The sequence below is a fragment of the Gemmatimonadaceae bacterium genome, from assembly GCA_036003045.1.
Classification (GTDB): Bacteria; Gemmatimonadota; Gemmatimonadetes; order Gemmatimonadales; family Gemmatimonadaceae; genus JAQBQB01.
Genome location: DASYSS010000027.1, coordinates 38,960 through 59,791 on the forward strand (window position 1 = coordinate 38,960; position 20,832 = coordinate 59,791).

15 protein-coding genes are annotated in these 20,832 nt (G+C 67.4%); 13 read left to right on the forward strand and 2 right to left on the reverse strand.

Translation table 11 applies throughout. From position 1 onward, the window contains the following. Positions 1–59: 59 nt before the first annotated feature. Positions 60–2,687: a glycosyl hydrolase-related protein gene (locus VGQ44_05705; GenBank protein HEV8446291.1), complete on the forward strand. Its 2,628-nt coding sequence runs from the start codon at positions 60–62 to the stop codon at positions 2,685–2,687. A 109-nt stretch (positions 2,688–2,796) separates the two neighbouring features. On the opposite strand, the gene VGQ44_05710 is transcribed toward VGQ44_05705, so the two are convergent. Further along, positions 2,797–3,666: an ABC transporter permease gene (locus VGQ44_05710; protein ID HEV8446292.1), complete on the reverse strand. Its 870-nt coding sequence runs from the start codon at positions 3,664–3,666 to the stop codon at positions 2,797–2,799. Beyond that, positions 3,663–4,664 (reverse strand): ABC transporter permease, encoded by a 1,002-nt coding sequence (locus tag VGQ44_05715; protein HEV8446293.1) that lies wholly within the window; start codon positions 4,662–4,664, stop codon positions 3,663–3,665. The genes VGQ44_05710 and VGQ44_05715 overlap by 4 nt, the downstream gene beginning before the upstream one ends. 12 nt (positions 4,665–4,676) lie before the next feature. On the opposite strand from VGQ44_05715, the gene VGQ44_05720 reads away from it, so the two are divergent. From VGQ44_05720 to VGQ44_05775, 12 genes are all read left to right on the forward strand, one after another. After that, complete coding sequence (locus VGQ44_05720; GenBank protein HEV8446294.1) at positions 4,677–6,263, forward strand: peptide ABC transporter substrate-binding protein; 1,587 nt, start codon at positions 4,677–4,679, stop codon at positions 6,261–6,263. Continuing rightward, positions 6,260–9,007, forward strand: a complete 2,748-nt coding sequence (locus VGQ44_05725) for a heparinase II/III family protein (protein HEV8446295.1) — start codon at positions 6,260–6,262, stop codon at positions 9,005–9,007. The genes VGQ44_05720 and VGQ44_05725 overlap by 4 nt, the downstream gene beginning before the upstream one ends. Beyond that, entirely contained in the window at positions 9,000–9,749 is a 750-nt protein-coding gene (locus VGQ44_05730) for a TrmH family RNA methyltransferase (GenBank protein ID HEV8446296.1), read from the forward strand. The genes VGQ44_05725 and VGQ44_05730 overlap by 8 nt, the downstream gene beginning before the upstream one ends. 32 nt (positions 9,750–9,781) lie before the next feature. After that, entirely contained in the window at positions 9,782–11,140 is a 1,359-nt protein-coding gene (locus tag VGQ44_05735) for an aminotransferase class III-fold pyridoxal phosphate-dependent enzyme (GenBank protein ID HEV8446297.1), read from the forward strand. Further along, complete coding sequence (locus VGQ44_05740; GenBank protein HEV8446298.1) at positions 11,137–12,039, forward strand: amidohydrolase family protein; 903 nt, start codon at positions 11,137–11,139, stop codon at positions 12,037–12,039. Before VGQ44_05735 ends, VGQ44_05740 begins: the two co-directional genes overlap by 4 nt. Further along, complete coding sequence (locus tag VGQ44_05745) at positions 12,036–12,812, forward strand: hypothetical protein (protein ID HEV8446299.1); 777 nt, start codon at positions 12,036–12,038, stop codon at positions 12,810–12,812. The genes VGQ44_05740 and VGQ44_05745 overlap by 4 nt, the downstream gene beginning before the upstream one ends. 116 nt (positions 12,813–12,928) lie before the next feature. After that, positions 12,929–13,618, forward strand: coding sequence for a cytochrome c3 family protein (locus VGQ44_05750; protein HEV8446300.1), 690 nt, complete (start codon positions 12,929–12,931; stop codon positions 13,616–13,618). A gap of 1 nt (position 13,619) precedes the next feature. Next, entirely contained in the window at positions 13,620–16,718 is a 3,099-nt protein-coding gene (locus VGQ44_05755) for a molybdopterin-dependent oxidoreductase (protein HEV8446301.1), read from the forward strand. A gap of 12 nt (positions 16,719–16,730) precedes the next feature. Beyond that, a complete protein-coding gene (nrfD, locus tag VGQ44_05760; GenBank protein HEV8446302.1) occupies positions 16,731–18,200 on the forward strand; it encodes an NrfD/PsrC family molybdoenzyme membrane anchor subunit in 1,470 nt (489 codons plus the stop codon). After that, positions 18,200–18,700, forward strand: a complete 501-nt coding sequence (locus VGQ44_05765) for a DUF3341 domain-containing protein (protein HEV8446303.1) — start codon at positions 18,200–18,202, stop codon at positions 18,698–18,700. The genes nrfD and VGQ44_05765 overlap by 1 nt, the downstream gene beginning before the upstream one ends. After that, positions 18,690–19,418, forward strand: a complete 729-nt coding sequence (locus VGQ44_05770) for a cytochrome c (GenBank protein ID HEV8446304.1) — start codon at positions 18,690–18,692, stop codon at positions 19,416–19,418. Before VGQ44_05765 ends, VGQ44_05770 begins: the two co-directional genes overlap by 11 nt. After that, the gene (locus VGQ44_05775) at positions 19,415–20,746 is read left to right on the forward strand and encodes a hypothetical protein (GenBank protein HEV8446305.1); all 1,332 of its coding nucleotides are present in this window, start codon (positions 19,415–19,417) and stop codon (positions 20,744–20,746) included. The genes VGQ44_05770 and VGQ44_05775 overlap by 4 nt, the downstream gene beginning before the upstream one ends. The last annotated feature ends 86 nt before the right edge of the window (positions 20,747–20,832 follow it).

Genomic DNA, 20,832 nt, shown 5'->3' on the forward strand with positions numbered 1-20,832 from the left:
GTCACGTTCAGAGCGTTCTCGCCGCCGCCACTCCTTCGACCTCGGGGACCAGTTCGACCGTGCTCGACGTACACGTCGTTTCACACACACACTGGGACCGCGAGTGGTATCTGCCAGTCGAGCGCTTTCGGCAGCGGCTCGCCGCGCTGGTCGATGAGCTGATCGACGATCCACCGGGAGAAGGGGAGAGCTTTCTGCTCGACGGCCAGGCGGTCGTGCTGGACGACTACGTTCGCGTGCGGCCGGAGCGCGTCCGCGCGCTGAGCGAGCTGCTTCGCCGCGGCAGTCTCGAAGCCGGGCCCTGGTACGTGCTTGCCGACGAGTTGATCCCGAGCGGCGAGGCACTGGTCCGAAACCTCCTGACCGGCCGGCGAACCCTCGAGCGGTTCGGCGCCGTCGCGCCGCCGGTCCTCTACTGCCCCGACTCGTTCGGACATCCGGCGGCGCTCCCGGCGATCGCCGCGGGCTTTGGTCTCGACCTCATCGTTCTTTGGCGCGGCTACGGCAGCCGGCGCTTTCCTCCAGGCGACGGAGCGTGGTGGCGTTCACCGAGTGGTGAGCGGGTTCTTCTCTTTCACTTGGCGCGCGACGGCTACTCGCTGGGATCGAATTTGCCGGTCGATCCGGCGGAAGCCGAGGGACGGTGGGCCGCGATGCGCGAGCAGCTGGCGCCGCGCTCGACGACCGGCGTCGTGCTCTTGCCCAACGGCGCCGACCACCACGCCCGGCAACTCGATTACCGCGACGCCGTGGGTGCACTCCAGTCGGTCGCCACCCACGACGCGGTCCATCGAAGCTCGCTGCGCGCGTTTCAACACGCGCTCTCCGAGCGCGCGGCGGCAGCGACCCTCCCGCTCGTCGAGGGCGAGCTTCGCGACTCGTACGGATACACGTGGACGCTGCAAGGCACGTTGGCGACCCGCGCGCACGAAAAGCGCCTCAACGCAATCGCCGAACGTTCGCTCCTCCGCGACGCCGAGCCGTGGAACGCGCTCGCGTCGCGTCGAAGCCGATCTCGCCGTTTCTTGCTCGACGAAGCGTGGCGCACGCTGCTCGAAGCGCACCCGCACGACACGCTCTGTGGCTGTTCGATCGACGAAATCGCCATCGCGATGGAGCAGCGCGTGCGTTCCGCGACGAACCAGGCGGCGGGCGTTCGCGACGATGCCATCCTCGATCTCGCTGGCCACGATCCGGCCGAGGCGCGCACGGCACGCGACGCGTGGCAGCCGGTGGCTCTCATTCGGAATCCAGCGCCGCGCGGGCGGAGTGGTGTCGCGATCATCGACGTCGAAGAGTTCGTCGCGGACGTGCCGGTCGGCCCGGGATCCCAGCCAGGCGACTCGCTCGACGTCCCCGAGCCGCGACGAACGCCGATCATTGCCGGGCTCGGCCCCGTCCAGGTCCTCGATCGCGCGACGCGCTACTCCCGAACCGAATCTCCGCGGCACTATCCGGACAACGATCTCGTATCCGTCACGCAGGTTGCCGCGTGGGTCGGGGACGCGCCGCCGTACGGCGTGGCCACCCGTGCGATCGGCCGCCGGTCGCGCGGCGCTGCTCCGGCCGATCGCGTGCGAACGGAGTCTCGCTCTCTCGAAAACGCGACGCTCGTCGTGGCCGTCCACGACGACGGGACGATTTCCTTGCTGCACAAACCCAGCGGCCGTCGCATCTCCTCGCTCATTCGATTCGAGGACGACGCGGACGTCGGCGACCTCTACACGCCGGCGCCGCGCGAGCGCGCCTGCGAATTTCGCCTCGGCGTCGTGCGTCGCGTGCACCGCGGCCCGCTTCGCGGCGAGCTCGCACTGACCACGAGAATCACGGAGCCGGGCGCGCCTCGCAGCCAGGGTGGCGTGGATCTGGCCATTCACCTGGCTCTCGACGCCGGCGCGTCGCACCTCGCGATCGGCTTGACCGGAAACAATCAGCGCGACGACCATCGTCTGCGAATCATTCTCTCCACCGACGTCGCGGCTCCGGAAATCTGGGCCGACGCCGCGTTCGGACCGGTGCGTCGCGTGCCGATCGCGCCGAGCGCGGACGAGACGCAGAGCGAGCGAGTCCCGCCAACAGCGCCGCTTCATCGGTACGTGTCGCTGTTCGACGACGCCCGCGGCTGCACCGTCTTCAGCGACGGCCTCGCCGAGTACGAGGGTCTCGAGGACGGCGGTATCGCGGTGACGCTCGTGCGTGCAGTCGGCGATCTCTCGAAGAGCGATCTTCCCGAACGTCCCGGCCACGCCGGGTGGCCCGCTCCGACACCGCTCGCGCAGTGCCGCGGCCCCTTCGCGGCGAGTCTCGGCGTAATGCTTCACGGCCCACGCGGCGCAACGACCGTCGACGCGATCGAGCACACGGCGGACGATTTTCTCGTGCCGATCTCGGGCGTGACTCTCCGATCCGCACTGCGCGTGTCCGACGACGCCGTAGGCCCGGAGCTCATCGGTGCCGGCCTCGCATTCTCGACGATCAAGGAGAGCGAGGACAGCCGCTGGCTCGTGCTTCGCTGCGTGAACCTCACCGACGAACCAGTCTCCGGCGCTTGGCGTCTTCCATTCACTATCGAAGAGGCTCGCCTCTCTCGTCTCGATGAAACGCCCGGCGACTCCGCACCGTTCGTCGGTCAAACGACTTCGTTCACCGCCGAGCCCCGCGGCATCGTCACCATTCTCGCGCGTTAGCGTTTTCGGTACCGACGCCTTAAGGGCTCGAGAACAGCAAAAAAGCTGTTGCTGGCGCCGCCGAATCCGTGGTGTATGCGCGCAAGTGTTCAGTTCTGGCAGTTCAACATCAGGCCCTATCGCGTAACGTCGCTCCGGACTCGCCCGCGAGACGATCGCGGAGGTCATCGCCGATCAGGGTGCAACAAAGCACGGTCGCGATCAGCGCGAGGCCCGGCGCGATGGCCACCCACGGGGCGACGACGATCAGGTCGCGTCCGCCGGCGATCATGTTTCCCCAACTCGGGCGCGGCGGCTGAACACCCAGTCCAAGAAACGACAGGCCGCTCTCGAGGAGAATCGCATTGCCGACGCCCAGCGTCGTCGCGACGATCGCCGGGCCCAGCGAGTTGGGGAGAGCGTGCCGCCAGAGCACGCGGGCGCTCGACGCGCCGAGGCTCGTCGCGGCGTCGACGAAGGGGCGCGTCTTCATGCCGAGCAGCTCGGCGCGGACCATGCGCGCGACGCCCATCCAGCCGGTCAGGACGAGCACGGCGACGACCGTGGTGAGACCCGGGCGCCAGAGCGACGCGCATACGAGCAGCAGCACGAGGCGCGGGATGGCGAGCAGCGCGTCGGAGAGCGCCATGAGCGTGCGATCCACGACGGCGCCCATCCATGCGGCCGCCGCGCCGGCGATCGTCCCCACGCCGCTGGCGACAACCGACCCGACGATTCCGACGGCGAGCGAGATTCGGCCGGCAAGCATCATTCGCACAAAGAGATCGCGGCCGAAGCGATCCGTCCCGAGAAGATGAAAGCGTCCGAGCGCGTCGCGCGAGAACGGCGGCAAGAGTCGCAGGCGAAGTACGTCGCCGATTCCGAGCGGGTCCTGACGCGACACGGCCGGCACGAGCAGGGTGGCGAGCACGAGCACGCACAATAGCGCCGTGGCGGCGCCAGGGAGCGTCCGCGCCGTCCGAATCGCGCGCGAGATCACGCGCGGCGCCTCGGATCGACCAGCGGCAGGGCGAGGTCGCCCGCGAGGTTCGCGAAGATTACCAGCGCGGCGTACACCGCGGCCGCGCCCATCACGAGCGGATAGTCGCGCGCGGCGATCGCGTCCACCATGAGCCGGCCCATTCCCGGCCAGGCAAACACGGACTCCACAAAGATCGATCCCGCGACGAGCCCGGGCAGCGACAGCGCGAACAGCACGATCAGCGGCGGCAGAACGTTGGAGAGTACGTGCCGCACGTTCACGCGCGCTGGCGACGATCCTTTCGCGCGAGCCGTGCGCACGAAATCCTGTCCCATCACGTCGGCGACGCTCGAGCGCGAGTAGCGCGCGATGCCCGCCGCTCCGACGGCGGTGAGGATGCTCACCGGCAGGATCGCGTGGCGCAGGAGATCCGAGAGCGCGGCGAATCCATGCACCTCGAGTCCCGGCGCATGAATCCCGAACGCCGGCAGGCGCAGCCACGCCGGCAATCCCCACTCCGCCGCGCCGTACGTGAACACGGCGACCAGCGCGAGCGCCAGCCAAAAGCTCGGCGCGGCATACATGGCCGTGGTAATCACCGTCAGCGCCCGATCCACGGCCCGGCCGCGACGCGCCGCCTGAATGAGACCGAGCGGAACTCCAATCAGGAACGTCAGAGCGAGCGAGGCGGCGCCGAGTCCAAGCGATACGGGAAGCGCATCGGCGACGGCGCGAGTCACCGGTTCTCGGCGGAGCGAGCTTTCGCCGAGATTGCCGTGCAGCACGCCGTTCGCCCACCGTGCATATTGCACGGCGACCGACCGGTCGAGTCCGAGCTCGGCGCGGATTCGCGCGGCGTCGGCCGCCGTCGCGGACGGCGGAACGAGGAAGGTCGCGGCATCACCCGGGGCGAGGCGGACGAGCGCGAACGTGAGCGTGAGCACCAGCCAGAGAAGCGCGAACGCGCCGGCGAGGCGCCGCAGCACGGCGAGGAGATGCACGCGCTGAACCTGCATGGGCGTGTTCGAGTGTCAACCGTCGCGAGCGTCGGCGCGGCGGCGCTCGTCATCGCATGCTGGAACGCCGAGCGGCCGCCCGACACGGTCGTTTATGCATCCGGCACGGATCTCGAGTCCGGCAACCCGCTTGTCACGATTCACCCATTGTCGCGCCAGATCCAGCGATTCGTTCTGTACGTGACGCTGGCGAAGTACGACGACAAGCTGCAGCCCACGCCGTACGCGGCCACGTCCTGGTCCTGGTCGCCCGATCGACGCGATCTCACGTTGCATCTCGCGAACGGTCTCCAGTGGCAAGACGGCGTGCCGACGACCGCGCGCGACGTCGCCTATACACTCGAGGCGGCGCGCGATCCGGCGACCGGATATCTGCGCTCGGCCGATCTCGCCGGCGTCGACACCGTCCTCGCTCGCGACGATCAAACCGTCGAGATTCGCTTTCACGCGCCGCAGTCGTCGTTGCCGCTCGTGTTCTGCGAGCTGCCGATCGTCCCCGCGCATTTGCTCGACACGATCGCCCACGCGGAATTACGGCGCGCGGCCTTCAACTTCGCGCCCGTCGGCAACGGCCCGTTCGAGTTCGTCGAACGGCGGGCAGGATCGCGATGGACGTTTCGCCGGAACCCGCGCTTCCCGTCGTCACTCGGCGGACCGCCGCGCGTCGCGGGTTTGGTAGTCGCCGTCGTCGACGAGCCGACGACCAAGTTCGCCGGTCTGGCAAGCGGCGAGTTGGACGTTGCCGGCATCTCACCCGCGATGGCGCCGCTCGCGCGGCGCGACCCGTCGATGCGCGTCGTCGAGTACCCGATTCTGTTCACGACGGGGCTGGTGTTCAACGTTCGCAAGCCGCCGTTCGACGACGCCCGCGTGCGCCGCGCGATCTCATTCTCGATCGACCGCGCGCGGATCGTCGCCGCCGCGCTCGCGGGCTTCGGAGTTCCGGCCACGGGACCAGTGCCGCCCGAGAGTCCGTTCGCCCTTCCCGCGACCGCGTCGCGCGACACGACCCGCGCGGATTCGCTGCTCGACGCCGCGGGATGGAAGCGTTCGGCCAACGGCATTCGTCAACGACTCGGCCGCCCGCTCGAGCTCGATCTGCTCACTGTCGGGTCGGGCGACAACGCGCTCGAGCAACTCGTTCAGGCCGATCTCGCGGTGCGCGGGATCCGCGTCAGCATCCGGCAGGTCGAGTTGGGCACTTTCCTCAACGACGCGCGCGCCGCGACGAAGACATTCGACGTGCTGGTGGCCGGAATTCCCGGCGACGTGGCTCTCTCATTCGTGTCGGCGATGTTCGAGACGAGGCAGCGCGGCGGCGCCCTCGACTACACGGGCTTTCATTCTCGCGAGCTCGATTCGCTCTTCGTTGCGGCGCGAAACGCGACCGATGAGCCGGCGCGCGTCGCCTCGTGGCGCTCGGCGCAGCAAGTGCTCGACGACAGCATGCCGGTCGCCTGGCTGTACTACTCGCGCGGCGTCCAAGGAGTGTCGGCGCGGCTCCGCCACGTGACGATGGATCTCCGCGGCGAGATGGTGTCCGTCTCCGACTGGAGCATCGAGTCTGCGGCGGCGCGCAAGGTCGCCGCGTCGCGATGAGTGTTCTCGTCGATCAAGAGACGCTCGCGCGGCGGCGACACGCCGCCGACACTCCGCTGCGGGACCTCGCCGATTCGCTGGCCTCGGACCTCGCGCCGCTCATCGGACTGGACTTCTACTTTCCGCCGCAGAAGGCGTTGCTCTCGCGTGCCGGTGGACGATGCGAGGTAGACGGCGCGATGCTCGAGTTCGATCCGTTCTCGCCGCACGAGCATCGCTGCCCCCGCTGCGGCCGGGTGTACTCGGGCGAATTGCACGACCGGTTTTGGACCTACTGGTACCAACTGTGGCTCGCCGAACGCGCGGTGCACGGCGCGGCACTGGCATCGGTCGGCCGCGGCGACCAGTTCGCAGCGTTGTCCCGCGACATTCTTGCCGGATACTGCGAGCGGTATCTGCGCTATCCCAACATCGACAATGTTCTCGGGCCCACGCGCCTGTTTTTCAGCACGTACCTCGAGTCGATCTGGCTGTTGCAGATCTGCGTCGCCGCCGACTTGATGGCCGAACGCGAGAGCGCGCTGGTCGACCGCGTGCGCTCGGAGATCGTCGAGCCGAGTCGTGCGTTGATCGCTGAGTTCGACGAAGGAGGATCGAACCGGCAAGTCTGGAACGACGTCGCGTTGCTCGCGGCCGCCCGCCTCCTCAAGGACGGCACGTCGGCCGAGCGCGCGGTGTTCGGCCGAAGCGGCGTAGCGCGCCAGATCGCGCACGGCGTGCTGAGCGACGGCACGTGGTACGAGGGCGAGAACTACCATTTGTTCGCGCACCGCGGCCTCTGGTACGCGGTGACGATGGCCGAGCGCGCGGGAATCGCGCTCGACTCCGAGCTCGTGCGGAGATTTCAGCGCGGGTTCGCCGCTCCGTTTCTCTCGGTGCTTCCGGACTTCACCCTTCCATCTCGGCGCGATTCACAGTACGCGATCTCGCTGCGTCAGTGGCGCATCGCCGAGCATTGCGAGCTGGGACTCGCTCGAGAGGACGATCCGACGCTCCGCGGCGCGCTCGCGCGCATGTACCTCGACCCCGCGCCGCGAGGGACGCTGGGACGCGACCGTTCGTCCGCCGACGTCGAGCGAAACGTGATCGCGTCGTCGTTGACCCGCGCCGATCTCAGTTGGCGCGCGTTGTTGTTTGCGCTGCCCCACCTGCCTCCGCTCGAAGCCGCCGCGCCGGAGTCGGCGTTGCTGGAGGGGCAGGGACTCGGCGTCTTTCGCCGAGACGCCGGGCGCGCGTACGCGGCACTCGACTACGGGCACTCGGGTGGGGGCCACGGCCATCCCGACCGCCTGAATCTTCTGCTCGCCCACGACGCCGTGCGCTGGCTGGACGACTTCGGCACCGGCTCGTACGTCGATCGCACGCTCCACTGGTACCGCAGCACGCTCGCGCACAACGCGCCGCTCGCCGACGGCCACTCGCAGCGGCCGACGAACGGCATGCTGCGGAACTACGAAGAGCGCGAGGATTGCGGTTGGATCTCGGCGGAAGCGGAAATCGCGCCTGGCGTTCGCGTGCGCCGCTCGGTCGCCGTGTTCGCGACGTATCTCGTCGACAGCGTCGAGTGGGAGGAAGAAGAGATCCCCGTGTCGCCCGCGTCGACATCGGAGCTCGGCGACGTCGAGCCGTGCCCGACGTTCGACCTTCCGATTCACGCCGCCCTGGAGCTGACTGGCGGCGTCGGCGCGGCCGAAGGCGCGCCGCTGACCGGCGGACACGGTCTCGAGGACGGTTTCGACTTTGCTCATGAAACGACGGTCCAGCAAGCACCGGTCGGCACGACCGTCGTCGGGCTGGCGATGCGCGACGGCGCGCGGGCGTCGTTGTGGGGGCGCTCGATGGTGCCGTGCGAATGGTGGCGTGCGACGGCGCCCGGCGCGCCGGGACGCGGCGACCATGTGTTCTGGATCGTGCGCGCGCGGGAGCGAGACGGCCGGCACGACTTCGTGTGGAGTTGGAGCGAGGACGTCGTTCGCGCGGAGTTCGGTGAATCGATCCGAGTGGTGATGGCCGACGGCAGCGTCCACGACCATCAGCCCATGGCCGACCGATGGGAGATCGCGTTCGTCGATGCCGGCGGTAAAACGCGGCGCGTCGGACTCACCGGCGTCGTGCGGAGGACGGAGGCGCAACAGTCGATCGCGACGGCAGCCGACGCCGCGCCGCTCCGCCTCGTTCGCGGCGGCGAAACGAGGGTGACGCTGGGCGCGGAGCACTATCGACGCTCGGAGGAAACGTGGGAAGCGGCCAGGTGTCCCTCCGCCGACGTCGTGTTTCGCGCCCGTGGCGCCGTACTGACGATCGCCGTGACCGTTCACCGCAGCGACGTCACGTTCGCGCCGCGAAACGCCGAGAATCCGTTCGACAATGAGTCCTCCGACGTGAACGGCGACGGAATTCAACTGTACGCCAAATTCGACGGCCGGATCGCCGGATGGATGCTCGTACCCGAATTGGGCGGCGACTCCGTTCGTGTCCGCAGCCTCATCGGTACGGAGACGCAGCCTGAGCCGCCGCGGGCAACCTGGGAACGAGTCGGCGGCGGCTACCGCGTCACCATGGCGCTCGACGCGTCAGGTCTCACGGCGATCGACCTCATCGTGAACGAGATGCCCCGCGGCCGACTCCGTCGCCGCGGTCAACTCGTGCTCAGTGGAGCGTCGGGCGAGTTCGTCTATCTCCGTGGCGACCGTCAGGACGCCGACCGACTCCTTCCCATCGACTGGGCCGACGAAAATGTCTGAATCGCTGCTCGACTCGGTTGTCGTCGTGCTCTACGAGCCCCTCGATCCGGTGAATATCGGGGCGACGGTGCGCGCGATGAAGAACATGGGCGTGCACCGTCTGCGCCTGATTCGACCCGTCGTTTACGACGTCCAGCGAATCGAAGGGATCGCGCACGGCACGATGGACGTGATTCAGCAGATCGAGCGCTTCGACACGTTCGACGAAGCGGTTTCGGACTGCGTTCGCACCGCGGCTTTCACGGCGCGCCGCCGCTCGGCGAAGATTCGGCTGGTCGAGCCGCGCGAGGCGGCGCGCGAGCTGCTCGACGCGGCGCCCGACGGCCTGGTCGCCATCATCTTCGGTCGTGAGGACAACGGTCTGCCGAACGACGTGCTCGACCGGGTGCACGTGACGGTGACCATCCCGACGACGAATCACGCGTCGCTCAACCTCGCGCAGGCCGCGCTGATCGCGTTGTACGAGCTTCACCGGCTGGCCGCCGATGCGACGCGAACCATCGCGCCGCCGCGAAAAGACGCGCCGCCGCCGACCAACGGTGAATTCGAGCAGTATTTCTCCGACGCGGCGAAGTCGCTCGAGATGATCGAGTTCTTCAAGACGCGCTATCCCGAGCACATCATGCGCACGCTGAGGTCGCTCACCTTTCGCGCCGCGCCCGACGCCCGCGAGCTGTCGTTGCTCCGCGCGATGTCGATCGAGGTGATGAACTTCATCGAGCGCAAACGCCGGCGGGGTTGACGTCGGCGAACCGACGGACCTCAATTTCGAGCATGCCATTTCGCCGCTTCTTCGAGCGGGGTGCGAAGGACGCACCCGCTGCGCCGGCTCCTGCAGCCGATGAATCTGCTGAGGACACGGCCACCGTCGCCGACGACGAAGCGGAGGCTTCCGCCGAAGCGGAGGTGATTCCCGCGGAACACGATGAAGCCGATTACCGCGACCGCGCCGCCGCCGTGCTGCCGACCGGCGCCTCGACGGGCAGCAAACGCACCGCCGCCCTGTACGGCTCCGAGGATTCTCCCGGGCCGTCGCACTACATTCGCGCTGTCGGGTGCCGCGTCACGGACGTGGACGGCAACGAGTACGTCGACTGCACGATGGCGCTCGGCGCCGTCTCGCTGGGATACGCTGAGCCGAACGTCACGCGCGCCGTCGTCGACGCGATCGCCGGCGGCAACGTCAGCGCACTCTCGAGCGTGCACGAAGTGGATGTCGCCGAGCGATTATGCGGGGTCATCCCGTGCGCGGACAAAGCGCAGTTTCTCAAGTCCGGCGCGGAAGCGATCGCCGCCGCGGTGCGCATCGCGCGAACGTACACGTCGCGCGACGTCGTGGTCGGATGCGGCTACTTCGGGTGGCTGGACTGGTCGGCCGACGAGACCACGGGCGTTCCGCAGGGTGTGCGGAAGGATTTTCGGCGGATTCCATTCGACGACGTCGCTGCGTTGGAGGCGGCCGTGGCCGCGGCGGGGAGCCAGCTCGCGGCGATCGTGATCGAGCCCGTCATCGAGCGCATGCCGTCGTCCGAGTGGATCAACCGCGCGCGTGAGCTCGCGACGCAATCGGGCGCCGCGCTCATCTTCGACGAGATCAAAACCGGATTCCGCCTCAAGACCGGCGGCTACCAGGCGTTCGCCGACGTCGTGCCGGATCTCGCCGCGTTCGGAAAGGCGATGGCCAACGGATTCCCGCTCGCCGCGGTCGTCGGCCACCGGGACCTCATGGACGCCGCGCGCAAGACGTGGATCTCGTCTACGCTGGCGAGCGAATCGTCGGCGCTGGCCGCGGCGGGGGCGGTGCTCACGTGGCACGACAGCGTCGACGTGTGCGCCTCGCTCTGGTCGATCGGCGCGGACATGAAGCACGCGATCACCGCGGCGATCGAGGCGAGCGGGGTGCAAGGGATTACCATCGACGGCCCCGACCCCATGTGGATGCTCCGCTTCGACCGACCGGAACGCGAACAGCGTTTTCTCGAGCTCGGCGTGGCGAACGGCGTGATCCTCAAACGCGGCGCGTACAACTATGCCGCGCTCGCTCACGACGACGACGCGCTGAGGGACCTCGAGCGCGGCGCGAGCGACACGCTGGTCGCGTTGCGTGACGAGGAGGCGGAGGGCACCGATTGAGCGCGCGCACGGCGGGTGTTCCTCTCGGCGGCGGTGGCCCCCTCGTCGACGTCCACGCGCACTTTCATCACGCACGTACCGGTCGTTCCGACTGGGCGGAAGTGAACGAGGCGCGGTTCCGCGCCGGCGACCGCATCGGCATCACCTACCACGTTGCGTCGATCCTCGGCACGTGGGGGTTTTCGTCGCCGACCTACTTCCCGTCGCCCGACGACATCGCGCTCGGCAACGACGCGATGCTGGATCTGTGCGCGCGCGAGCCGGATCGGGCGCGCATGTTCACGACGGTGAATCCGAACTACACGGAGCACGCGTGCGCCGAGATCGAGCGGTGCAGGGCGCGCGGAGCGATCGGCATCAAGCTGCTCGCCAGCCGGCGCGCCGACGACGCGCTTCTCGATCCGATCGCCGCGCTCGCGGCCGAGCATCGCCTGCCGATGCTCCATCACATCTGGCAGCACCGCACGCGGGAGTGGCCGTCGCAAGAGATCTCTGATGGCGCCGACTTGGCGCGCCTCGCCGACCGACATCCGCGAGCGAGCTTCATCCTCGCGCACATCGGCGGCGGGGGCGACTACGCCCACACCTTTGCCGCCGTCCGCGACGTCCCGAACATCTTTCCCGACCTATCCGGCAGCGGCGTCGATCGCGGCATGCTCGACGCCGCCGTCGACGCGCTCGGCGCCGAGCGCTTGTTGTGGGGATCGGATCTCACGATGTGCACCGGTCTGGCGAAGCTTCGCGCGCTCGACGTGATGGGTCTGAGCCGCGACGAGATCGAAGCGATTCGCTGGAAGAACGCGGCGCGGCTGTTTCGCCCCGGAAGCTTTCCGAGGTGTGAGCGGTCGTCCGCCGGCATCGATGCGGCGCGCGATTCCCTCGCCGGAGTGCGCGCGTGATCGACGTCAACACGCTGATTGGTTCATATCCGTTCCGCGAAGTTCCCCATCCCGACCCTGACGCGCTCGTGCGCGTTCTCGACCGAGAGGGAATCGACGGCGCGTGGGTCGGCCATCTGCCGTCGGCGTTTCATCGGGATCCGACGGCGGGCAACGCGTCGCTCTACAAGGCTCTCGCGCCGTACGCCGGCCGTCTTCGGCCTGTCCCCGCGATCCGGCCCGATTGGCCCCACTGGCTCGGGGCGCTTGCGGCGGCGAGAGAGCAGGGGGCTCCCGCAGTGCGCGCATATCCGCCGCAGTGGGGCCTCGCACCCGGCGGCGGCGCGTCGACGAGCCTGCGCGAGTTCGCCGTGGCGACGGGAGAGATCGGACTCGCGCTGCTGTTGACGGTTCGATTCGAGGATCTCCGGCAGCGCCATCCTATGGATTCCGTCGGAGACGTGACGGGCGCGACGGTCAGGGCGCTGGCGCGTGCGGGCGAATCGGTGCGCCTTGTCGTAACGGCGGCGTCGCGAGAGTTGATCGAGGAGGTGCACTGGGGGTTGACGCCGGCCGAACAGCGGCGGGTCTTCTGGGACATCTCGTGGGTGTGGGGGCCGCCCGAGGATCATCTCTCGAAGCTCTTCCGCACGGTCGGCTCGAAGCGATTCGTGTTCGGCTCGCAGTGGCCGCTGCGCTTGATGCAAACGCCGACGGCAAACCTCGACCTGCTCGGTGACGACGTCGCCGATTCGTCGCTCGCCGACGCGCGCGACATCTGCTCGGCCGCGTAAACGTGGCTTGCGTGCAATCTCCCGCCCTTTCTAGATTTCCCGGCCAGTCGGACGCCTTGTGAATTAGTTCACAAGACCGTAGCAGCCCGCCGCGTTTCAAAATTCACCCCATCGCGATGACCAAGCGAAGGAAATGGACCGCCATACCAGGGCTGTTCGCTCTGGCCGTAGGCGCCGTGATGCTCTCCGCGTACGCCGGAGCCTCGTCCTCGCAACGCCGCACCGTCATCCAGCCGATCGCCTTTCCGCACACGGTGCACGTGCAGAAGCTCGGCATCAACTGTCTCTACTGTCACAACGCGGCGAACAAGTCGATGGACCCCGGGCTCCCGGCCGTGTCGACGTGCATGGGATGCCACAACGCGATCGGTCCCGATCGTCCCGCGAACGATCTCCACGGCAACAAGCCGTATAAGAGCGCGGAGATTCAAAAGCTCTACAACTACGCGAATCAGACCGCCCCGTTCCTCGGCATGGGCGCGAAGGCGATTCCCATTCCGTGGAATCGCGTCCACAAACTTCCCGAGTACGTGCACTTCCCGCACACGCGCCACATCAACGCCGGCGTGACGTGCCAGACGTGCCACGGGCAGATCCAGAACATGGAGCGCGTCTACCAGTTCTCGAGCCTCAACATGGGCTGGTGCGTCAGCTGCCACGTGAATGGCTACAGCCCGCAGGAAGGACTGGAGGCGGCCGGCTACGCACCGCAGCCCGGTATCGGCGCCAATGCCGCCGCGGCGACTACGGGTACGACGGTCGAGCGCAAGAAGGCGCGCTACGACTGCGCCAACTGCCACTACTGAGATGAGCAACGACACCAAGGTCCCCGGGGGGGGCGTCAAGCGCCGCGAGTTCCTCAAGGTGGTCGGTGTCACGGGCGCGGCAGTCGCCGCGACCGGATGCCTGCCCGAGGATACCGGAAAGCTCATTCCATATGTCCACTCGCCCGACGAAACGGTCCCGGGCGTGTCGACCTATTTCGCGTCCACGTGCCGCGAATGCTCGGCCGGCTGCGGGTTGATCGTCGAGACGCGTGACGGCCGCGCGATCAAGCTCGAGGGAAATCCCGACCATCCGTTGAACCGCGGCGCGCTCTGCGCGCGAGGTCAGGCCGCGCTTCAAGGGTTGTACAACCCGGATCGCCTCCGCTCGCCGATGGTCAAGGAGAACGGCGCGTGGAAGCCGATCACTTGGGACGACGCGATCACGCGTTTGAGCCAGACGCTCACGCAGTCCAGAGCGACGGCCGCGAATTCGATCTTCCTCAACCAGCACGAGAGCGGCGCGTTCGCGCGCTTTCTCGACACTTGGCTGGCGGCGTACGGCATGCCGGCGCACGTGAGCGTCGACTTCGAGTCCGACAGCGCGGCGATCGAAGCCAACCGTCGCACGTACGGCGTCGCGTGGCCTTCGCTCAGCTTCCAGGACGCGCGTCTCATCATCTCGTTCGGCGCCGACTTCCTCGAGTCGTGGGGCGCGAACGTCCCGCAGCAGCTCGACTTCGCCGAAGCACGCGCGAAGCTCGCCGGCGCACCCCGGTTCTGGTACGTCGGTCCGCGCCGGTCTCTCACTGGCTTGAACGCCGATGAATGGCTTGCCTGCAAGCCGGGCGGGGAGTTGGCGATCGCCAACGCGCTCGCCAAGAAGATCAGCATTCAGCAGGCGGCGACGGACAGTGGAGTCGATGCCGCGACGCTGCAGCGCCTCGCCGACGAGCTCGCGGCGTCGCAGCATGTGCTGGCGCTCGCGGGAACGAGCGGCGCCGACGCGCTCGACGTCTCCCTCGCCGTCGCGGCGATCAACGGCGCGAACGGTGCGGTCGGCACGACGATCAAGCCCACCGAGCCGATCACGTCGTTCGATGGCATCGCGTCCGACGACCACGTGCTCGCCGCGGTGGAAAAGATGCGAGCGGGGCAGGCGGGCGTCGTCTTCGTGCGCGGATGCAATCCGGCCTACGCTCTTCCAAAGGCCGCGAAATTCGCCGAGGCGTTCGCGAAAGCCTCGTATCGCGTGAGCTTCTCGAGTCAGCCCGACGAAACGACGGAGCTCTGCGACCTCGTCATCCCGGATCTGCACGCGCTCGAGTCGTGGGGCGACGCCGAGCCGGTGCGCGGCACGCTGTCGCTCCAGCAACCGGCGATGGATCCGGTCTTCTCGGCGATCAAGGGGTCCACGGCCGACGCGCTCATCGCCGTCGCGAAGAAAGACTCGACGCTCGGCGGCAGATTCCCCGCGGCCGATTTCCGCACCTACTACATCGCGAACTTCCCCGGCGGCGCGCCCGGCCTGGCGGCGGCGCTTCCGAAGGGGCTCGTCGCGGCGACGCGCCCACCGGTGGCGGCCGCTGCAGCGGTCGCCGCGGGGCCGAAGCCAGCGGCCATCGCGAGCACACAGGGCGATCTCTTCCTCGTCGCGTACCAGTCGCCGACGCTCGGTGACGGTCGCGGCGCGAACAAGCCTTGGCTGCAGGAGCTGCCTGATCCCGTCACCAAGATCACGTGGAGCACGTGGGTCGAGCTGCACACCGAGACCGCGCAGCGACTCGGCATCGACCGCGGCGACATCCTCGAGGTCAAGACGGCGAGCGGGACGATTCGTGGTTACGCGTTCCCCTATATGGGAATTCACAAGGACGCGATCGCGATTCCGACGGGACAGGGGCACCACGCGACGGCTTCGATCGCACGGTTCGAACCGAAGAGCCACGACCCGTCGCAAATCCAATGGGGTTACGGGCGGTACGCGCGGGACCTGGGCGCGAACGTCGGCGATCTGCTCCCCGTGAGCACCGACGCGGCGGGCGCGCTCGTGCTCACGGCGACGAAGGCGTCGGTGTCGAAGACCGGCGAAAGCCGAATCTTGCCGAGTACGGAAGGCTCGGCGCGGCAGCACGGCCGCGGCATCGCGCGCGCGGTCAACGCGGCCGACATCAACAAACCGCCGACGGCCGAAAGCGAGATCCCCGGCCAGGCGAGCCACGAATTCTTGCCCGGCCTTCGGTCGCCCGTCGCGGCGGACGCGCAGGGCGATCTCGGCGCGCCGACCGCGGCGGATCGCGGGAAGGACAAAGGCCTCTACAATCCCGACAATCCGCTCGGCATGACCAAGCGGCGTTGGGCGATGACCGTCGATCTCGCGCGCTGCACAGGCTGTTCGGCGTGCGTGACCGCATGCTACGCCGAGAACAACATCCCGACCGTCGGCGCCTATTGGCAGAACGCGACGATCTGGGCGGACGAGAGGCCGGGCTTCAACATCGAGCGCGGCCGCGAGATGAACTGGATTCGTCTCGAGCGCTACTTCGAGGGGAATGTGGACGGCAAGTTCGGCGAGCCGTTCGAGACCCGGTTCATCCCGATGATGTGCCAGCACTGCGGCAACGCGCCGTGCGAGCCGGTGTGCCCCGTGTACGCGACGTACCACTCGCCGGACGGGCTCAACGTGCAGGTCTACAACCGCTGCGTCGGCACGCGCTACTGCTCGAACAACTGCCCATACAAGGTTCGCTACTTCAACTGGTTCGGCTACGGCGAAGCGGACCGCAAGCAGTACGCGTTCCCCGAGCCGCTCAACTGGCAGCTCAACCCGGACGTGACGGTGCGCGGCAAGGGCGTCATGGAGAAGTGCTCGTTCTGCGTCCAACGCATCCGCGAAGTCGAGAACCGCGCCGCGCTCGAGCATCGCTCGGTGCAGCCCGACGAGTTCACGACGGCGTGCGCCCAGGCGTGTCCGTCGCGCGCCATCACGTTCGGTGACGTGGCCGACACGAATTGGACGGTGGCGCATCGCGTCGAAGACGCGCGCGCGTATCACGTGTTCGAGGAGCTCAACACCTTCACCGCGGTGGTCTATCTGAAGAAGGTCAACCATCCGGCCGGCGCCGCCGCGCCGCGAGCATAGGGAGCGCGCGGCATGGCTACGACCGTTCAGGGTTATCAGGATCCCGCCCGCCCGGGCGGACCGAGGCCGAACATTCCGTCGGCGGGCGTCCGATTCCCGGCCGTGCGGGATTACGAGCAGGTCGATCGCGAGATTTCGGGAACGCTCCGGCCGACACTCGGCTGGTTCGCGCTCCTCGGCGTCGCGATCCTCTGCATGCTGATCGGCGCGCTGACGTGGACGTATCAGATCCACGAAGGCCTGGGCGCCGCGGGCTATCAGCCGCCGGTGATGTGGGGCGTGTACATCATCACCTTCGTGTTCTGGGTCGGTATCGGCCACGCGGGCACGCTGATCTCGGCGATCTTGTATCTGTTCCGCGCCGGCTTCCGCACCAGCATCTACCGGGTGTCCGAAGCGATGACGGTGTTCGCGGTCATGACCGCCGGACTCTTCCCGATTCTGCACCTCGGGCGCCCGTGGAAATTCTTCTGGCTGATCGCGTACCCGAACTGGCGGCTCATCTGGCCGAATCCAAAGAGCCCGCTGGTGTGGGACGTCTTCGCGATCCTCACATACCTCACGATCTCGAGCACCTTCCTCTACATCGGGCTGATCCCCGACATCGCGATTCTGCGCGACCGGGAAAAGAATCCGTTGCGGAAGTCGATTCTCGCGATGCTTTCGCTGGGATGGCGGAACTCGGATCGCGAGTGGCGTCACTTCACGCGCGCGTACCTCTTCCTCGCCGCGTTCGCCACGCCGCTCGTGCTCTCGGTGCACTCGGTCGTGTCGTTCGATTTCGCCATGGCGCTCTCGCCCGGTTGGCACGCGACGATCTTCCCGCCGTACTTCGTCGCCGGCGCCATTTTCTCAGGCATCGGCATGGTGTTCACCATCGCCATTCCCCTGCGCAAGGCGTTCAAGCTCGAGCACTACATCACGCTGAACGACCTCGACGCCGCCGCGAAGCTCTGTCTCTTCACGTCGATGGTCGTGGGACTCGCGTACCTCACCGAGTTCCAGGTCGCGTGGATGAGCGGCAACCGGTTCGAGCAGGACTACTTCTGGAACCGGGTGTTCGGCCAGTGGGCGTGGGCCGCCTGGATCATGCTCATCTGCAACATGGTGCTGCCGCTCTCGCTCTTCTCGCAGAAGCTGCGGCGCAATCCGAGCTGGCTCTTCATGCTCTCGCTCACCATCAACCTCGGCATGTGGTTCGAACGGTTCGTGATCGTCGTGCCGTCGCTCTCGCATGAGTTCGAGCCGTGGCAGTGGGGCACCTACCATCCGACGTTCGTCGATTACAGCATCCTGCTGGGCAGCTTCGGTTGGTTCTTCATGTGGTTCCTGCTGTTCGTCAAGCAGCTCCCCGTGATGGCGATGTCGGAGATCAAGGAAGTGATTCCACCGCGCATCAGAAAGGCTTTCCCGCACGGCGATCCCGACCGCGATCTGGCGATGCCGTTCGTGCACCCCGACGAGATGGGAGCGGAGCACTGATGCAAGGCGTCCTCGGAGCATTCCACGAGATCGACTCGGCGCTTCACGCCATTGAAGATCTGAAGGATCAGCGGTTCGGCGATATCACGGTTTTCACCCCGACGCCGCGCCACGAGTTCGACCACGTCATGAAGCATCCGCCCAGCAAGGTGCGGCTCGTGACGTTGTTGTTCGGCTTGGCCGGCGTGACGTTCGGCTACTGGATCGCGGTGTGGATCTCGGACTACTGGCCGATCGTCGTCGGCGGCAAAGCCATCGCGACGTGGGTGCCGTTCACCATTCTCGGGTTCGAGGTCATGGTGCTGATCGGCGGACTGGCGACGGCCTTCGCGATGTTCGCCTTCGCGCACGTGCCCAGGCTGACGACGACGGTCGGCTACGACGCGCGCTTCAGCGGCGGACACTTCGGCGTTTGGGTCGTGACCGACCCGGATCGCGCCGACGCCGTCATGGGAATTCTCAAAAAGCACGGGGCCGAGGAGGTGCGTCGTGAGCGATAATGTCGGTTTCGCTCGGCGCGCCGGCACGGTGGTTCTCGCGGTCGCCCTCACGGGTTGCTCGTGGTTCACCGATTTCCGACAGCAGCCCAAGATCGACCCGTGGGAGTCGTCGAACGACTCGATCCCTCCGCGCGGCAATCCGCAGTACTCGGTGTCCATCTATGGAAGCTCGGCGCCGGGCTTCCAGTACGCCCGCGAGAATCTGCCGGCGGACATCACGGCGATGGCGGGGATTCCAAATCCGACGCGGCCCGACTCGGCGTCGGTGAATCGCGGACGCATCCAGTTCCAGATCAACTGCGCGCCGTGCCACGGTCCGCTCGGCATGGGCAACGGACCGGCGACGAAGTACGGCATGCCGCCGATTCCAATCGGCGCGGGAACCGCCGCGGCCGACAAGTACACCGACGGCTACATCTTCGGCATGATCCGCAACGGTCGCGGTATGATGCCGACGTACAACCGCATCGAAGAGATGGACCGCTGGGACATCGTCAACTATCTGCGCTCGATTCAGAACAAGTTGCCAGGGTTCGCCCCGGACACGATGCACGGACGCCCCGGCGAGACCGGACCTCTCGTGCCCGGCGCTTCGCGGATGGGACCGACGCGTCCCGTTCCGTTCTGGAAGGCGACGAACGCGGCGAGGCCCGTGACCGACACCGCGCGCGCCGCGGCGCCGGCGGATTCGACGAAGAAGCCGGAGGGTTCGCGATGAGCGCCATTCATCCGCCGCGCGAGTGGTCCGGCTCCGAGGTCCTCGCGGCGACGAATCGCGAGCTGCCGTCGTGGATCAATACGGCGGTCAAAGTGCTCTTCGGCGTCGGGCTCATCGTGTTCATCGTGGGCCTGTTCATGGCGCCCGATCGCGTGTGGCGCGCCTGGCACACGAACTGGCTGTTCTTCGCCGGTTTGACGAGCGGTGGGATGACGATCGTCGCCGTCCAGCGGATCACGACGGCTCGCTGGTCGCGCCACGTGATTCGATTCATGGAGGCGTACGTGGCCTTCATGCCCGTCGCGTTCCTCTTTCTGCTGATCACGTTCATCGGCGGGAAGAACTACGTCTTCCCCTGGACGCACGAGGCGTATCCGGGACCGGAAAAGGCGCTCTACTTCAATCCGGGTTTCCTCATTTCGCGCGACCTCGTGATCTTCGCGATCATGACGCTGCTCGGCCTTTGGTACGTCTACACGTCGGTGCGCCTCGACGTGGGGCGCGTGCCGGAGTGGGGCGCGAAGTGGGCGGCCAACCTGCGCGCGCGCATGCGCAACGGGTTCGGCAACGAGCGGCGCGAGATCCACTCGACCCACTCGCTGCAGGGCAAGCTCGCCGTCTTCTCGGTGCTCGCGTTCGCGCTCGGCTGGTCCGTGCTGTCGTGGGATCTGTCGATGGGTCTCTCGCTCCACTTCCAGAGCACCCTCTACAGCTGGTGGTTCTTCATGGGCGCGTGGCTGTGCGCGCTCACGATGTTCGCGCTGCTCGTGATGGCGTGGGACAAGCGCCTGGGCACCGCCGATGGACTCATCCAGGAGGTCCACTACCACGACATCGGTAAGCTCTGTTTCGCGTTCACCGCGTTCTGGGGCTACCTGACGTTCGGCCAGTACCTGGTGATTTGGTACGGCAACATGGGAGAGGAGACTTTCTTCCCACACTTGCGGCTCATTCAGCCGTGGAAGTGGGTGACGGTGTCGTCGGTGCTGCTCGTCTTTTTCGCGCCGTTCTTCGGGTTGCTCTCGCGCGCGGCGAAGGTCTACAAGCCCACGCTCGCGCTGTTCGCGGTGTGCAGTCTCGTCGGCATGTGGCTGATGCGATACATCGAGGTGTACCCATCGGGCTACGGCGTCGTCCCCACGGTTCCGTTCAGCATCTGGGAGATCGGCGTGCTGGCGCTCTACCTCGGCGCGTGGGGCTGGTGCTACACGACGTTCGTGAGCGGCTTCCCGCGCATTCGCGTCACGCTCTCGACGTCGCCGTATCGCGACGAAGTCCAGGTCCCGGTCGACCCCGAAACGATGGAGCCGCTGCCGGCGCACGAGTGACAGAGCGGGTTTGAGTCCTCGATAGGAACGGCAGCCTCGAGCGGCAGCTTGGAGCGTCAGCAATGAGCAACAACGGCGCGATTCGC

What these genes read in the sequence shown, in the direction of transcription:
- VGQ44_05725 (HEV8446295.1), top strand. Translation starts at nt 6,260, where the DNA reads ATGAGTGTTCTCGTCGATCAAGAGACGCTCGCGCGGCGGCGACACGCC.
- VGQ44_05755 (HEV8446301.1), top strand. Translation starts at nt 13,620, where the DNA reads ATGAGCAACGACACCAAGGTCCCCGGGGGGGGCGTCAAGCGCCGCGAG.
- VGQ44_05765 (HEV8446303.1), top strand. Translation starts at nt 18,200, where the DNA reads ATGCAAGGCGTCCTCGGAGCATTCCACGAGATCGACTCGGCGCTTCAC.
- VGQ44_05750 (HEV8446300.1), top strand. Translation starts at nt 12,929, where the DNA reads ATGACCAAGCGAAGGAAATGGACCGCCATACCAGGGCTGTTCGCTCTG.
- VGQ44_05775 (HEV8446305.1), top strand. Translation starts at nt 19,415, where the DNA reads ATGAGCGCCATTCATCCGCCGCGCGAGTGGTCCGGCTCCGAGGTCCTC.
- VGQ44_05730 (HEV8446296.1), top strand. Translation starts at nt 9,000, where the DNA reads ATGTCTGAATCGCTGCTCGACTCGGTTGTCGTCGTGCTCTACGAGCCC.
- nrfD (HEV8446302.1), top strand. Translation starts at nt 16,731, where the DNA reads ATGGCTACGACCGTTCAGGGTTATCAGGATCCCGCCCGCCCGGGCGGA.
- VGQ44_05735 (HEV8446297.1), top strand. Translation starts at nt 9,782, where the DNA reads ATGCCATTTCGCCGCTTCTTCGAGCGGGGTGCGAAGGACGCACCCGCT.
- VGQ44_05715 (HEV8446293.1), bottom strand. Translation starts at nt 4,664, where the DNA reads ATGCAGGTTCAGCGCGTGCATCTCCTCGCCGTGCTGCGGCGCCTCGCC.